This is a genomic window from Halovivax gelatinilyticus (assembly GCF_024300625.1).
In the GTDB taxonomy this organism is placed as follows: Archaea; Halobacteriota; Halobacteria; order Halobacteriales; family Natrialbaceae; genus Halovivax; species Halovivax gelatinilyticus.
The window spans coordinates 1,603,783-1,620,668 of sequence record NZ_CP101322.1 but is presented as its reverse complement, the minus strand read 5'-3'; the positions used below and the strand labels follow the sequence as shown (position 1 = coordinate 1,620,668).

Genomic DNA, 16,886 nt, shown 5'->3' with positions numbered 1-16,886 from the left:
TCGGCGTCCATCGTCGGTCGCCGAGTGCCGTTCGGCTCGACGCGGTATCGGATCTGCTACTTCGTCTCGGTCGAGATCGGGCGGCTCGGGGAAATCCCTCGTCACACGGGGCTCGGTGGGGGTAACACTTCGTCACCGCCGCCCGAGGGCACCTACGCGCCCGCACCGTTTCGGTCTATCGCTTCGAGCGGAGAGCCGGGATGTTCGACGCTCAGGCCTCGCGGTTCCAGGTCTCGTACTTCCGCAGCGTCGTCGCGATATCGCCCACGTCCGCCGGATCGACGACGCCGTTCTCGGTGACGATCCCGGTAATCGCCCCGGCCGGCGTCACGTCGAACGTCGGATTGACGACGTCGATGGCGGCGTCACCGTCGTACACCGCGGATTGGTCGCCCGATTCGAGGTTGACCGAGTCCCGGGTCGAAACCTTCTCGCTCGCGGCGATCGCGTACACCGGGACGTTCTCGTGGGCCGCGGCGAGTGCCGCCGCCCGGGTCCCGACCTTGTTCACGACCCGCCCGTCCGGGAGAATCGTATCCGCGCCGACGAGGACGCGATCGACGGACTCCGACGCGAGAAGGTGGGCGACCGCCGAATCGGGACAGAGCGTGACCGGCGCGAGCTCGCGAAGCTCCTCGGCGACGGCGACGCCCTCTCCGGCGGTCCACCTTCGCTCACCGTCCTCTATTCCGAGGTCTCGCTCGCGCTCGACCTCGTTACCCGGCCAGGATTCGGCGACGAAAATCCGATCCGGCGATCCCGACCGAAGTGCGTCTGCGACCGTTTCCGATCGCGAGAGCGTCACAATTCGACCCGTCGCGAGGTCGGCGGCCTGTTCGGCGGCGGATCGATCCGCGTCGACGGCGCGCTCGATTCCCTCGATCGTCGATTCGAGGACGGCCGCTGCGCCCGGGTCGTCGAGGGCGCCACCGTCCGGTGAGTCGACGGTTGCGGCGTCCGCCATCGCCCGATTGACCCGATTTCGCAGCACGGCCATGCTCGGTCTGGCTTCGAGCAGTCGGTTGGCGAGGGCGGCGAGTTCGTCCCACTCTTCCGACCGGTCGGTCGACTCACCCTCGCGTTCGCGAATCAGCAATCCGGCCCGATCGCGCAGCACTTCGAGCGCCCGGATCGAGAGGGACGACGCCCCGTGAACGCCGTCCGCCGTTATCGACCGGACGGTCGGTGCCACCCGTTCGTAGGCCTCCCAGAGCGCGGGGACGGTCTCGCGCTCTCCCGTGACGATCGACGTCGGCGCGAGCCACCGGAGTTCGTCGTGTTCGGCGCTCGGGTCGACCTCGCGCGTCTCGGCGTCGAACAGGTACGGGTGGACGACCCACTCGCGGACGAGGGTCGAATCGCCGACCGTAACCGGCCGACCCGACCGAACGAGCGTCACCTCGTCGGCGTCGAGACCGGTTTCCTCGCGAATCTCCGTCCACACCTGCGCGTCGGGATCGCCCTCCGCGTAGCCGGAGATCGCACCCCAGTCGCCCGCGTACGTGCCGACGGCGTCGCTCCGTCGACCGAAGAGCACCTCGCCGCGGTTTCTGAGGAAGGCGGTGACGACGTGACTGGGTTCGTCGACGCCACCGTCGGTTTCGACGGACCGCGATCGAGGGACGTGACTGCTCGCTCCCGATTGACCGGTGTCGGTCATGGACGTGCGTACGCGTGCCGGGTGGAATTGCCTTCGGAATCGTCCCGGCGCGTCGGCCACCGGGCTCCACAACGTATTTGACAGCGAGCCACCCTCTGTCACTCGTGTCTGACGCGTTCACGTCGCTCCACGCGGCGTCTCTCGTGGGGATCGGGCTCTTGAACGCCGGTCTCGGCGTCCAGATCCTCAGAACGCGATCCGATCAGGACGTGGTCCCGCTCGCCGGGTTTCTCGTCGGCATCTCGCTGTGGACCATCCCGCAGGGACTGCTGCTCGTCGAGACCGATCCGACCGTCGGACTGGTGCTATCGATCGTGATCAACGCCGGAGCCGTTATCATGGCGACCGGGCTGTTTCACTTCGCGCTCGCGTACACGGGGCGAACCGAGTGGCTTCGTCCGGGCCGGCTCGGACTGATCTATCTCGGCACCTGCGCGTGGCTCGTCGTCATCTGGACCGACCCGATCCACCACTGGATGCACCAGCCGATGGAGTACACGCAGGTCCTCCTCCCGGTCGTCGAGTACCAGAACGTCGGGTACTGGCTCTACGTCTTCTGGAACTGGTCGCTCTCTGCCGGCGGCATCTTCCTCTTCTTCGTCGAGTTCGTCGACGCCCGCGGGAGCGGCGTCTACCACAAGCAGTCGCGACTCGTCGTGCTCGCACCGCTGATTCCGGGTGCCGCGAACGTCCTCGCCTTCGGCGGCGTGACCGCGATCAACTACTCGGTCTGGGGATTCGGCGCGACGGGCATCCTCATCGCGATCGCCCTCTACCGGTACCGCTGGCTCGACCTCGTTCCGATCGCCCGCGACCGCGTCGTCGACGAGATGCGCGACGGCTACCTGGTCGTCGACGACGACAGACGCGTCGTCGACTACAACTCGGCGGCCCGAACGCTGGTCGGTGGCGACGTCTCGCTGGGCGAGCCGATACGCGACGTCCTGCCCGAAAGCGGCCCGGTTCTCGACGGTGATCGGGGCGAGTTGACACTCTCTCGCGGTGGACGGATCGTCGACGCGACCGCCTCGATCGTCGGCGACGAGCGAGTCGACGGGGCGGTGTTGATGCTCAGAGACGTCACCGAGCAGCGCCGGGCGGAACGACGCTTCCAGGCGCTCATCGAGAACGTCTCCGACGTCGTCGTGGTGGTGACCGGCGAGGGCGAGATCACGTACGTGAGTCCATCCGTCCGCACCGTTCTCGGGTACGAACCCGCCGACCTCGTCGGAGAGACTGTGTTCGAGTACGTCCACGAGGACGACCGGCCGCGAGCGATCGAAGCGTTCGAACAGCTTCGAACGGGACCGGACGACGAGACGCGATTCGAGTACCGGGGCCGCCACCGCGACGGTTCCTGGATCGGGCTCGAAGGCGGCTCGGTCGATCTGCTCGACAACGACATCGTCGGCGGCGTCGTCGTCAGCATCCGGGACGTCACCGAGCGAAACGAGCGCGAGCGCGAACTCGAGCGGACGAACCGGCGCCTCGACGAATTCGCCGGCGTCGTCAGTCACGACTTACAGAGCCCGCTCGGCATGGCGAAGACCTACGCCGGGCTGGCCAGAGAGTCACGCGATCCGGAGGATGTGGCGATGGTCGAATCGGTCCTCGACCGGATGGAGCGGATGATTCGACAATTTTTGACGATGGCCAGGGCCGGAACGACGATCACCGAGACCGAACCGGTCGACCTCCGCTCTGTCGTCGAGCGATCGTGGACGGCGACGAAGACCGACGGATGCACGCTCGAGCGTTCGCTCCCGTCCGACTGGACGGTCGAGGGCGACGCCGATCGATTGCGCCACGTCTTCGAGAATCTGTTTCGAAACGCCGTCGACCACAACGACCGACCCGTAACCGTTCGGGTCGGAGTGCTCGAAACCGAATCTGACGGCGGGAGCCACGAAATCCCTCGCGGCATCGACGAAGCGCGCGAGGGAGACGACGTCTATCGCGGGTTCTTCGTCGAGGACGACGGCGCGGGCGTTCCGGAATCGGTCCGGCCGTACGTGTTCGAGCGGGGCCACACCACCAGACGCGAGGGGGCTGGATTCGGCCTCGCCATCGTCCGAGACGTCGTCGAAGCCCACGGGTGGCACGTCGGGGTCCGCGAGGGAGCAGACGGCGGCGCCCGGTTCGAGATCGAGACATCGTGACCGTTAGAGCGGAGGTCGCGTGGACCTGTCGGGTGTCGCGTCGTCGATCGAACGCTGGACGATCGTTCGGTCCGCCACAGCGGCGCATCACCCCTCGTCGCGACGGTTCCACTATAACCTATCAATTTTCCCAATTACCTCGAGGTAACTGCCACCCGCACCTCGGGGTAAGCGCTACGTTATGTTCATCTGCCGAAGAGAGTCTGCATGAGCAATGGGTCCACGGGTGCACGTAGCGGATTTTGTAGAAGTCAGGCGTTTGCCGTGTTATTCTCGATATTGATGTTGACCTCGGTCTTCGCACCCGTCGGTGCCGCAGGCGCGACGGGCGTCGACGACGGTACGGAGAACGGCGAAGCCGACGGATTAGTATCGACGGGGCTCGATGCGGAGGGGACGAATTCGACGTCGGTCGCCGGGGACGACGGCGATGATGCGGGTGACGGAGATGGAGCGTCCGGGTCAGACGGGGACGATGGAGCGACGAACGGGTCTGACGAGTCGGATGGGGGCGATGGAACGGCTAGCGAGTCCGGCAATGCTAGCGACCTCGACCCGGTGCAGACGACGTCCACCAGTACCCAGTCGTGTGATCTGACCGTCGAAGACGGCGAGTCGATCCAGAACGCGATCGACGCTGCCGCTCCCGGTGACACGATCTGCGTCGAGACCGGCGTCTACCAGGGGGAGCTGGATATCGCGACGGACGGGCTCACCCTCGTCGGTGTGGGCGACACGCCGACCCTCTCTCGAAGCTGGGGTGACAACGTGGGGATCTCCGTCACGGCCGAGAACGTCACCATCGAGAACTTCAGAGTCGAACACTACGACAGCCACGGTATCCGGCTCAATGGAGCCCACGGGGCGATCGTCGAGAACGTCGACGTCACGAACAGTCCGATCGGGATCGAGGTCGGAGGCGCCGACGGCGTCGAGATCAAGGACAGTTCGATCGATGGAAACGACGTCGGCGTCGAGGTCGACATCGCGAGCGACGTGCAGATTTTGAACAACGAATTCGAAGGATCGGGGAGCGCCATCGCCGCGATCGACTCGGAGGGGATCGTGGTAACGGACAATTTGTTCGACGACGTCAGAGAACACGGCGCGGGGACGCTGGTGGTCGACGGTTCGACCGACGTCTCCGTCGACGCGAACAGTTTCGAGAACAGCCGGGACGGAATCGACATCGTCGAGTCGACCGGCGTCACCGTCGACGCGAACACGTTCGTGGACAACTGGGAGGGAATCGAGATCGCGGATTCGACGGACGTCACCCTCTCGAACAACGTTATCGCCGACAACGAGCGGACCACCAACCCCGAAACGCCGTCGGTGCTGGTCGCGGAGTCCGGCGGTGTGACGCTCGACTCGAACAACATTTCGGGTGGCAACTTCGGCGTCGACGTCGTGCTTCAGAACGCGACGAACGCCCAACTCGTGGACAACGAGTTCGAGACGGGAATCCTGCTCGAGGGCGAGATTCTGGACCACTTCGTCCACACCGTCGACGGGAACACGGTCGACGGGGCGGCGCTGGTTTACTCCGCGGGCGAGACCGCGCCGGCAGTCGACGAGAGCGCGGGCCAGCACATCTTCGTCGACGCGACGGACCTCGTCGTCGAAGACCACGCCTTCGAGGGCTCGGCCGCGCCGCTGCAGATCGCGTTCAGCGACGACGCCGAGGTACGGAACAACACCGTCTCGGGAGCCACCATCGAGGAGTGGGGAGACGCGGGCGCGCTCGCGATCCACGCCTCGAATGGCGCGATCGTCGAGGCGAACACCGTCAGCGACAACCTGGACCACGGGCTGAGTCTCTCGGGTTCGACCGACGCGATCGTCCGGGAGAACGTCGTCACGAACAACGGCGAGGTCGGCATCTACGTGGCCGACGCGACCGGCGGCACGGTGACGAACAACTCCGCGACGGCAAACGGGCGCGACGGGATCCGCGTCTCCGGGGCCGACGCCACCGTCGTCGAGGACAACGACGCGAGCGAGAACAATGTGTACGGCATCCGCGTCGTCGGCGGCGACGACGTCGAGGTCGTCGCAAACGACGCGGCGGACAACGGGGCGGACGGCATCCGGGTCGTCGACGCCACCGGCGTACAGGTCAGCGAGAACTCGCTGGACGGTAACGACGAGAGCGGGATTCACGTGTTGGGGTCGGTCGGCGGCACGTTCGCCGAAAACGAAGTCACGAACAACGCTGCCGGGATCGTGCTCGAGGGAGCCGATGGCGGCGTCGTGGAACACAACAACGTGACCGGGAACAGCGACTTCACGCAGGGCGACGACGTCACCGACGGCAACGCGATCTGGATCGTCGACTCAAACGATGTCGTCGTCGAGGCGAACGACGCGATCGACAACGACGACGGGATCGTGATCGACGACTCCGAGGCGATTACGGTGACGACGAACACGGCGAACGACAACGGACATACCCACTTCGGAACCGGGTTCTACGTGACCAATTCGGTGGACGTTACCCTCCTGGACAACACGGCGATAGCGAACAGCAAACACGGAATTTTCGTGGAAACATCGAACGGGACGATCGTGGAGAATACGACGTCGTCCGGACAGGCCGTCGACCTCGTGTTGCGCGAGTCGACGAACGCCGAGGTGCGAGACAACACGTTCGAACGGGGACTGTTCCTCGACGGTGACGAACTCGATCACTACCTGCACACCATCGAAACGACGAACACCGCCGGCGGTGCCCCAATTCACTACGTTTCGGGAGCCATCGATCCGGCCATGCCGTCGAACCCCGGTCAGGTCATCTTCGTCGATACAACTGACCTTCACGTGAACGGGCTCGAAATCGACGGTACTGCCGTGGGTGTACAGGTCGCCTACAGCGACGGGGCCGAATTCACCGATAACACGGTCACGAACAGCACGTACCGATCGATTCGCGGATTCACGATGACCCAACCCGGCGGAATCGGCGTGTACGAATCCACGGATGTCGTCATTCAGTACAACGTCGTCACCGATAACGACAGAAACGGGCTGCGCGTGGAGCATTCGGACGGCGTGGTCGTGTCGGATAATACCGCAAACGACAACGGCCGACACGGCATTAGCGTCGAGGGATCCACGGATGCCGAGGTCTCCGCAAACGACGTCAACGGGAACGATGTGTCCAACGCGGGGATCGGGATCTCGGTTCGCGGCTCGCCCGGTACGACCGTCGCGGACAACGACCTCGTGGCGAACTCCGACGGGATCTCCGTCTGGGACTCGCCTGGCATCGTGATCACAGAGAACTACGTCGCCGACGGCTGGCAGCCGATCACCGTCCGAAACTCCGATTCGGCGCTCGTCGATTCGAACGTCGTCGAGGACGGTACCGGCGTCTCGATCAGGCTCCTCGACTCGGACGGAACGGCGCTGAACAACACCGTCACCGGCGGAACAAATCACGGTATTTATACGAACCAGGCGGACGTGACGATCGAGGAAAACCACATCGAGAACGCCGGCGCCAGCGGGATCGCTATCAACGGTAACGGCGATCGGTCCAGCTACGCGACGCTCGTGAACAACACCGTGACCGCCAGCGAAGACCACGGCATCTGGGTACGCAACGTGCTCGACGGGACAACCATTCACGGGAACACCGTGACGGACGCGGGCAGCAACGGAATTCACTTCAGTTCGTCGAACAGCTGGTGGATAACCGAGGACCTGGACCTGCACGACAACACGATTTCCGGGGCCGCCGGGTACGGTATCAACCTCCACCGGGCCGAGGGAGTGGTCGAACACAACGAAATCACCGATAACGGCGACGGCGGAATTCGAGCGACCCACCAGGCCAACGACGTCGAGATTGCCTGGAACACCGTCACGGACAACCCGAGCCACGGCATCGTCGTCGACGGCGCCGACGAACTCTCGGCCCACAACAACACGGCGTCGAACAACCACGCCGACCTCTTCCTCGACGAGGCGACCGACACCATCGCGCACGACAACACCTTCCAGACCGGCGTCCTGATCGAGGGTGACGAATCCCATTTCGAGCACGAGTTCAACGGCTCGACGGTCAACGGCGGCCCGATTAAGGTGTTCCTCGGCGACGACGACCACACCTTCGGCGCCGACGTGGGGCAACTGATCGTGGCGTTCGCCGACGACGTCGACGTCGGAGGCGTCAACGTCGGCGACGACCTCGCATCGATACAGATCACCGAGAGCGGCGATGTTGACGTCGACGACCTAAGCCTCGCGGACGGCCTCGGGCTCCACGTCACGAATTCGGGGAACGTCTCCGTGACGGAGTCGACCGTGGCGGGCGGGACGCCGGCGGCGATCTACGTCGAGAGTTCGGGGTCGGTGACAGTTACGAACACCGCGGTCGATCCCGGTCTGGGCAGCGGCATCTGGCTCGAGGACGTCGGCAGCGTGGACGTTCAGCAAACCGACGTCACGGAACGCGACGGGACTGGTATTCACGTACACACTGCGGAAACGGTTTTGCTCCACGATATCAGCGTTCTCGACGGCGCTTCGACCGGTGTCTGGATCGAGGACGTCGACGACGCCACGCTCACCGACGGCACGATTTCGGGCAACGACGGGGACGGCCTCGTGATGCGGGGCGTGGTAGCGCCACTCATCGAGCACGTCACGGTGGCCGGGAGCGGCGGCGACGGCGTCGTATTCGGGGAGTGGGGATACAATTCGGTCGACGGTGCGCAGCTGACCAGCGTCGAAATCGTCGACAACGACGGGGTCGGGCTGGCGATCTCGCAATCCGACGACGTCCACGCCGAGAACGCGACCATCGAGAACAACGGTGTCGGGATCGACATCTCGTCCGCGTCGGGATTCGAGCTGACCGAGAGCGCTGTCCGGAACAACGACGGCGACGGCGTCTACGGCGTTGGGCTTTCGAACCTGGTGATCGCCGACTCAGTGATCGCCGACAACGCCGGCCACGGACTCGATCTGACGCAGTCGGGCTCTGGTGGCGGTTTCCTGATCGAATCGAACACGATCTCGAACAATGAGGACGGCCTCTCACTGGACGTCGACGGTGGATTAAGCCCGGCGTTTTCGGACGTCGTGGTCACCGAAAACGCGATCTGGAACAACCCGGGAACAGGGATCGCGGTTCTCGAGGATCTCGACGAGTCTGACGACGTCCTGATCGTGTACAACAGCATCTCGGGTAACGCTGACGGCGTCACCTACGTTGAAGATTCGTGTGAAGGGCTCTACGATGGGCCGTGTCTGGACGCCACCAACAACTGGTGGGGTCACGAAAGTGGCCCGAGTGGCGAGGGTACCGGACAGGGTGACTCGGTCGGAACGGCCATCGACTACGAGCCGTTCCTCGACGAGGACCCCGTCGATGCGGCGCCGCTCGACGCGCACTTCGACGTGGCGATCGACGACACGAACTCGCCGGTGGACGCGAGCGACGACCTCGTGATCGACGTCACTGTCACCAACGCGGGTGGGGAGACGGGAACCCAGACGATCGAACTCGAGGACTTCGACGGGAGTACGGTCGACAGCCAGGACGTCACCCTGGCCGAGGGCGACGATGAGACGCTGACGCTCACCTGGTCGACGACGAGTGCGGACGCCGGCCTGGACTACGTCACCGTCCGGAGCGAGGACGAGTTGATCACCGAGCAGGTGGCAATCCTCACGGGCGAGACCATCGAGATCGGCACCTGTACGACGATCTCGATGCCGGGCAACTACACGCTGACCGGCGATCTCGCGGGATCCAACACCTGTATCCAGATCACCGCGAGCGACGTGCACTTCGACGGCAACGGGCACACGATCCAGGGCGTCGGCGTGGACGACAACGAATCTCAGTATGGCATCCACGTCGACGGGGTGGACGACGTCACCGTCGAGGACGTGACGCTAGACGGTTGGGACACCGGATTGTACTTCTCTGGAAGTGACGGCGTGGTCACGGACGTGCTCGTCGAGAACGGAGATACTGGTGCCGAGTTCGCTAACGCGCACGACAACGAGGTGACGAACCTCACGGTTCGCTACACCGAAAGCCGAGCGCTCATCGTGGGTGGATTCTCCCACAGTGCGGCCAGCGGGAACGTCTTCACCAACGTCACCGCGTACGACACTGAGCAGAGTGCTGGCTCCAACCCGGGTTCGATCAACCTCGGCTGGGCCGCGAGCAACAACGAGTTCATCGGGGTGAGCGCCTCCGATGGCGTCGCCGGTATCCGAACGGCCAGCGGTTCGTCGTCGAACACGCTCGTCGACGTCGAAGCCCACGACAACGACCGATACGGCCTGAACCTCGAGTCGTCGAACGGCGACACGTTCGACGGGGTGAACGTCTCCGGCAACGGCTGGCACGACATTCGCGTCAACGGGGACTGGAACTCGTTGTCGAACGTGACCGCGAGTGGCGAGCACGGAACGGCGATTTCCCTTACAAGCGTGAGTACCGACCCGCCCGTTCGGGGGAATACCTTCGAGTCGGTGACTGTCGCCGACACCGACGAAGACGCTATTGGGCTCAGTAATGCCGTCTACAGCGAGTTTACCGACGTTACGTACGTGGACAGCGATGGACGTGCAGTCAGCATCTCGAGCAACGCGGAGAACAACGAGTTCACCGACGTGACCGTCACCGGTGGAACCGCGAGCGCCGTCTACCTTGCACCAAGTGATAACTACGACAACACGTTCACGAACGTCCAGGTCACGGGAGCCCAGGGCGGGCTGTCGATTTTCGGCGACGGGACGACCGTCACGAACCTGACCGTCGAGGACGTCACTGGAACCGGCATCAGCGTCTCCGGTTCGGCCGCCGACAGCGCCGTCTCGGGCGTCTCGATCACCAACGCCTCTACGGGCGTGGGTATGTTCGGGTCGCCGACGAACAATCAGGTGTCGGACGTCACGGTCGACGGCGCGACCGTCGGGCTCTCGATCGCCGGTACGGACAACACCCTGTCGAACGTGACGGTCACCGACAGCGAAACCGACGTCTCGGTCGGTTCGGCGACGGACACCGCCTTCGAATCGATCGTCCTCGGCGGGACGACGTTCTCGTTCGAGGCACAGGACGTCGTGATCGACGGGACGTCTACGCCAGAGACGCTCCCCGATGAGCGCACCCCGATCGGTGCGTTCGTTAACGTGACCGCAAGCGGCGACGTGCCTCACCTGGCACAACTGCACGTCCACTACGACGCCGCGGACGTGACCGGGATGGACGAATCGACGCTCGAGATCTGGCGGCTGAACGAAAGCTGGTCATCCCCGGCGGAGGAGGCCTACGTCAGTGGCGTCAACACGACCGAACAGTACGTCTGGGCCGAGAACGTGACCGAGTTCTCCACATTCGGCGCGTTCAGCGAGGGGCCGGTGCCCGTCGCGTCGGTCTCGAACGTCGATCTGAGTCCCGACGAACTCGTCGCGGGCGAGAACGTGACGATCACCGCCGATGTCGAGAACGTCGGCGGGTCGGACGGCAACGTGACGGTGGCACTCGAGGTAGACGATACGACCGTCGACACGGTGACGGTCGATCTGGAGCAGAACGAGACTACCGGTATCGAATTTACCCACACGTTCGACGAACCCGGCGAATACGACGTCTCCGTCGGCGATTTCGACGCCGGCACGGTCGACGTCCTCGCCCCGGCGAACGTGATCGTCTTCGGGACGAGCGTCGACGAGACCGTCGGCCTCGGCGAGACGCTCACGGTGGACGTCGATCTATTGAACGACGGCGACGTCGACGGCGAGGAAACGCTCGAACTCTTCGTCGAGGATGGCTACGGCGAACAGATCGGAGACGGTTCGGTCGACTCGACGACCGCTAACGTGGCGGCCGGTAGCGTCACACGCGGTGAATCGCTCACGTGGACGCCGACCGAAGACGTCCTAGACGGGGCGACGAACGCGACGGTCTCGCTCTCCGTGAACGATGTGTTCGTCGGCGAAGTGACGGTGACGGACGAGGAGTCGGACATCCAGGTCATCGCCGCGTCGACCTCCGAGACCGAGATCGTCGCCGGCGAAGACGAGTTCCACGTCGTCGGCAGCATCTACCAGGCGGGCACCGACGCCGGGCCGGAGACGATCGAACTCGTCGCGACCAATACGGAGACCGGCAACGAAACCGTTCTCGGAAGCCAGGAGGTCGAACTCGCCCCCGGCTTCTACCACCTCGGCGCCATCAACATCTCGAACACCATCGACCAGGCCGGCACCTACGATCTCGAACTCGGCGACCGCCCCGCCGGTACCATCGAAGTCGAAGAAGCCTACTCCGACATCCAGGTCATCGCCGCCTCCGCCTCCGAAGACGAGATCGTCGCCGGAGAAGACGAGTTCTCCGTCATCGGCAGCATCTACCAGAGCGGAACGATCGGCGGATCCGAGACGATCGACCTCGTCGCAATCGACGACGACGGCGAAGAGACCGTCCTCGGCAGCCAGGAAGTCGAACTCGAACCCGGCTACTACCACCTCGGCGCCATCAACATCACCACCACCGTCGACGATCCCGGAACGTACGACCTCGAACTCGGCGACCGCCCCGCCGGCACCATCGAAGTCGAGGAAGCCTACTCCGACATCCAGGTCATCGCCGCCTCCGCCTCCGAAACCGAGATCGTCGCCGGCGAAGACGAGTTCCACGTCGTCGGGAGTATCTATCAGGCCGGGACCACCGGCGGCCCAGAAGAGATCGAACTCGTCGCCAACAACACCGAGACGGACGACGAAATCAGCCTCGGTACTCGGGAGGTCGAACTCGCCCCCGGCTTCTACCACCTCGGCGCCATCAACATCTCGAACACCATCGACGATCCCGGCACCTACGATCTCGAACTCGGCGACCGCCCCGCCGGTACCATCGAAGTCGAAGAAGCCTACTCCGACATCCAGGTCATCGCCGCCTCCGCCTCCGAAGACGAGGTCGTCGCCGGCGAAGACGAGTTCTCCGTCATCGGCAGCATCTACCAGAGCGGAACGATCGGCGGATCCGAGACGATCGACCTCGTCGCAGTCGACGACGACGGCGAAGAGACCGTCCTCGGCAGCCAGGAAGTCGAACTCGAACCCGGCTACTACCACCTCGGCGCCATCAACATCACCACCACCGTCGACGATCCCGGAACGTACGACCTCGAACTCGGCGACCGCCCCGCCGGCACCATCGAAGTCGAGGAAGCCTACTCCGACATCCAGGTCATCGCCGCCTCCGCCTCCGAAGACGAGATCGTCGCCGGAGAAGGCGAGTTCTCCGTCATCGGCAGCATCTACCAGAGCGGAACGATCGGCGGATCCGAGACGATCGACCTCGTCGCAGTCGACGACGACGGCGAAGAAACCGTCCTCGGCAGCCAGGATGTCGAACTCGAACCGGGCTACTACCACCTCGGCGCCATCAACATCACCACCACCGTCGACGACGCCGGCACCTACGACCTCGAACTCGGCGACCGCCCCGCCGGTACCATCGAGGTCGAAGAAGCCTACTCCGACGTCCAGGTCGTCGCCGCGTCGGTCTCTGAAATGGTCCTCACGGAGGGTGAAGAGTTCCACGTCGTCGGCAGCATCTATCAGAACGGAACCGTCGACGACTCACAGGAGATCGACCTCGTCGCGACGAACAACGAGAGCGGTGAGGAGATTCACCTCGGAAACCAGTCCGTCGAACTCGAACCCGGCTTCTACCACCTCGGCGGGCTCAACATCACCACGTCGATCGACGACGCCGGCACGTACGATCTCACCCTCGGCGATTACGACGTCGGCACGGTCGGCGTCGACGAGTCGCCCTCGGACATCCAGGTCATCGCCGCGACGGTTTCGGAGATCGAAATGCTCGAAGGTGAGGAGGCCAACGTCACCGGAAGTATCTACCAGGCCGGTGATAGCGGGACCGAGGAGATCGATCTCGTCGCCATCGACCAGAATTCGAGCGAGGAAACGCACCTGGGTAGTCAGGAGGTCACGCTCGAATCGGGGTACTACCACCTCGGTGCGATCGAGATCGACTTCCAGATCGACGATCCCGGCACCTACGATCTCGAACTCGGCGGTCACGGCGCGGGCGAGATCGTCGTGGAGGAAGCGTACTCCGAGATCGACGTCATCGCCGCCTCCGCGTCCGAAGACGAGATCGTCGCGGGCGTCGACGAGTTCCACGTCCTCGGGAGCATCTACCAGGCCGGAACCATTGAAGGTATAGAGGAGATCGACCTCGTCGCCACCAACACCGAGACGGGCGAAGAGATCGTCCTCGGCAGCCAGGAAGTCGAACTCGCCCCCGGCTTCTACCACCTCGGCGGGATCAACATCTCGACCACCATCGACCAGGCCGGTACCTACGATCTCGAACTCGGCGACCGCGACGCCGGTACGATCGAGGTCGAAGAAGCCTACTCCGACGTCCAGGTGATCGCCGCCTCCGCCTCCGAAGACGAGATCGTCGCAGGTGTTGACGAGTTCCACGTCGTCGGCAGTATCTACCAGGCCGGGACCATCGGCGGCACGGAGGAGATCGAACTCGTCGCGAACAACACTGAGACGGACGACGAGATCAGCCTCGGCAGCCAGGAGGTCGAACTCGCCTCCGGCTTCTACCACCTCGGCGCCATCAACATCTCCACCACCATCGACCAGGCCGGCACCTACGATCTCGAACTCGGCGACCGTTACGCCGGTACCATCGAAGTCGAAGAGGCCTACTCCGATATCCAGGTCATCGCCGCCTCCGCCTCCGAAGACGAGATCGTCGACGGCGAAGACGAGTTCCACGTCGTCGGGAGTATCTATCAGGCCGGGACCACCGGCGGCACGGAGGAGATCGAACTCGTCGCGAACAACACCGAGACGGACGACGAGATCAGCCTCGGCAGCCAGGAGGTCGAACTCGCACCCGGCTTCTACCACCTCGGCGCCATCAACATCTCGAACACCATCGACGATCCCGGAACGTACGACCTCGAACTCGGCGACCGTTACGCCGGCACTATCGAAGTGCTCCCAGCAACGTCCGATATCCAGGTTATCGCCGCCTCCGCGTCCGAAGACGAGGTCGTCGAAGGCGTCGGCGAATTCCACGTCGTCGGAAGTATCTACCAGAACGGAACGATCGATGGCCCAGAGGAGATCGAACTCGTCGCCACCAACACCGAGACGGACGAAGAGACCGTCCTCGGTACTCGGGAGGTCGAACTCGCCCCCGGCTTCTACCACCTCGGCGCCATCAACGTCTCGGCCACCATCGACGAGGTCGGCACCTACGAGCTCGAACTCGGTGAGCGCTCGGTCGGCGAACTGACCGTCACCGCCCCGACCGTCGAAGCGACGATCGCCGGCGTCGAAGGCGCCTCGACCGGGCTCGATGCGGACGCCGACGTCGACCTCGTCTACGCGAGCGACGAGGCCACCGTCGAGGTCGACGTCGCCGCGGATCTCGACCTGGAGTCGGTGACGCTCCAGGTATCATCCCAAGAGACGAGTTACACCGTTCTCGAGCCCGCGACAGAATCCGATCTGGACGCGCTCGCGAGCGGAGAGACCTGGAGTGCGTCAGTCCCGCTCGACGATCTTCCAGACGACGGGCGCTACGATCTCTCCGTGGTCGCCGTCGACGAACGAGGCACGTTCGACACGGACGCCTGGGACGGGGCGCTCACGATCGACCGGGACGATCCGTCGATGTCGGTCAGCATCGAAGACGTCGACGACGAGGATGCCACGATCGTCGTCGAGAGCGACGCGCCGCTGGTCGAACCGCCGACGGTCGACGTCGAGTTCACCGATCCGTCGACGGCCCAGCTCGATCCGGTCGAGCTCGAACCGACCGACGGGCAGAACACGACGTTCGAGGGAACGCTCGAGTTCGGCGACTCCGGCGAGTACGAAGTCACCGTCACCGGGACGGACCGCGCCGGAAACGTCGGAGAAGACACCGCCTCGGTCGTGATCCACACCGGCTTCACCCTCGCCGACGGCACGATCGAGATCGCCGAAACCGGAACCTCGATCGACTTCGAACTCGTCGAGGACGCCGCGTTCACCGAGGAGGACCTCTACGTCGCCCTCTCGGAGAACGCCGTCGACGCCAACCTCGGCGGCGAGGAACTCGGGGTCGGCTTCCTGACCGCCGACCTCGACGGCCTGGTAGGGCACTACCTCGACGAGGGGACGATCGAACACGCGACGATCGAGCTGGCGGTAGACGAGGACGCGCTGCCGGCCGGCGCCACCGTCGACGACGTGGGGCTGTACCACTACGACGACGGCTGGAACGACGTCGACTCTGAGATCGTCTACGACGGCGACGATCCGTTCCTCACGGCCGACGTCCACGGCTTCTCGACCTACGGCGCGCTCGTGCTCGACGAAGACGCGCCGGTGCTCACGAACGTCTCGCCGACAGACGGCGACGAACTGGACGCGGGCACCGACGAGGTGACCGTCCGCTTCGAGTACGACGACGAGCAGTCCGGCGTCGACGTGGGCTCGATCGAACTCGAAATCGACGGGACGGACGTCACGACCGACGACGCGACCAGCATCACGTCGTCGTGGACGGAACACGTCCTCACGGTCGAGGACGGTGAATCCTACGAAGCGACGCTCACCGTGGCCGACGAGGCCGGAAACGAGGCGACCTTCGAAACCACGTTCGCGGTCGACGAACCGGCCGGCATCCCCGAGCCACCCGAAGACGATGACGACGACGATGGATCGGACGACGGGACTGACGAATCGGATGACGACGAGTCGGACGACGCGGGCGACGACGAGGATTCAGCCGTCGGTGACGATGACCAATCGGGCACCGGCGCTGACGACGGTGACGAGCCACCTGAACACGACGACGCAGACGATCCGGCCGACGACGGGCAACAGCCACCGGAGAGCGACGACGCGGACGATGACGACGGGATACCCGGTTTCGGTCCCCTGGTCGCGCTCTTCGCGCTCGTTCTCGCCCTGTCGGCCGGGCTCGTCATCGGTCGGGCGAAACGCGGTGGAGCGCAGCCACGGCGGTAACGATCGAGACCGTCCTACCGGTT

General features: G+C 64.5%; 3 protein-coding genes. 2 read left to right on the top strand and 1 reads right to left on the bottom strand.

All coding sequences use genetic code 11. From position 1 onward, the window contains the following. Positions 1-211 precede the first annotated feature (211 nt). On the bottom strand, positions 212-1,660 hold the full coding sequence (locus NKH31_RS07845; RefSeq protein WP_254864577.1) for an eIF2B alpha/beta/delta subunit family protein: 1,449 nt from the start codon (positions 1,658-1,660) through the stop codon (positions 212-214). 104 nt (positions 1,661-1,764) lie between these two features. Here NKH31_RS07845 and NKH31_RS07840 point away from each other — a divergent pair, with 104 nt between their 5' ends. Both NKH31_RS07840 and NKH31_RS07835 read left to right on the top strand, forming a co-directional pair. Next, on the top strand, positions 1,765-3,819 hold the full coding sequence (locus NKH31_RS07840) for a sensor histidine kinase (protein WP_254864576.1): 2,055 nt from the start codon (positions 1,765-1,767) through the stop codon (positions 3,817-3,819). A 282-nt stretch (positions 3,820-4,101) separates the two neighbouring features. Next, positions 4,102-16,863, top strand: coding sequence for a right-handed parallel beta-helix repeat-containing protein (locus NKH31_RS07835; protein WP_254864575.1), 12,762 nt, complete (start codon positions 4,102-4,104; stop codon positions 16,861-16,863). Positions 16,864-16,886 lie beyond the last annotated feature (23 nt).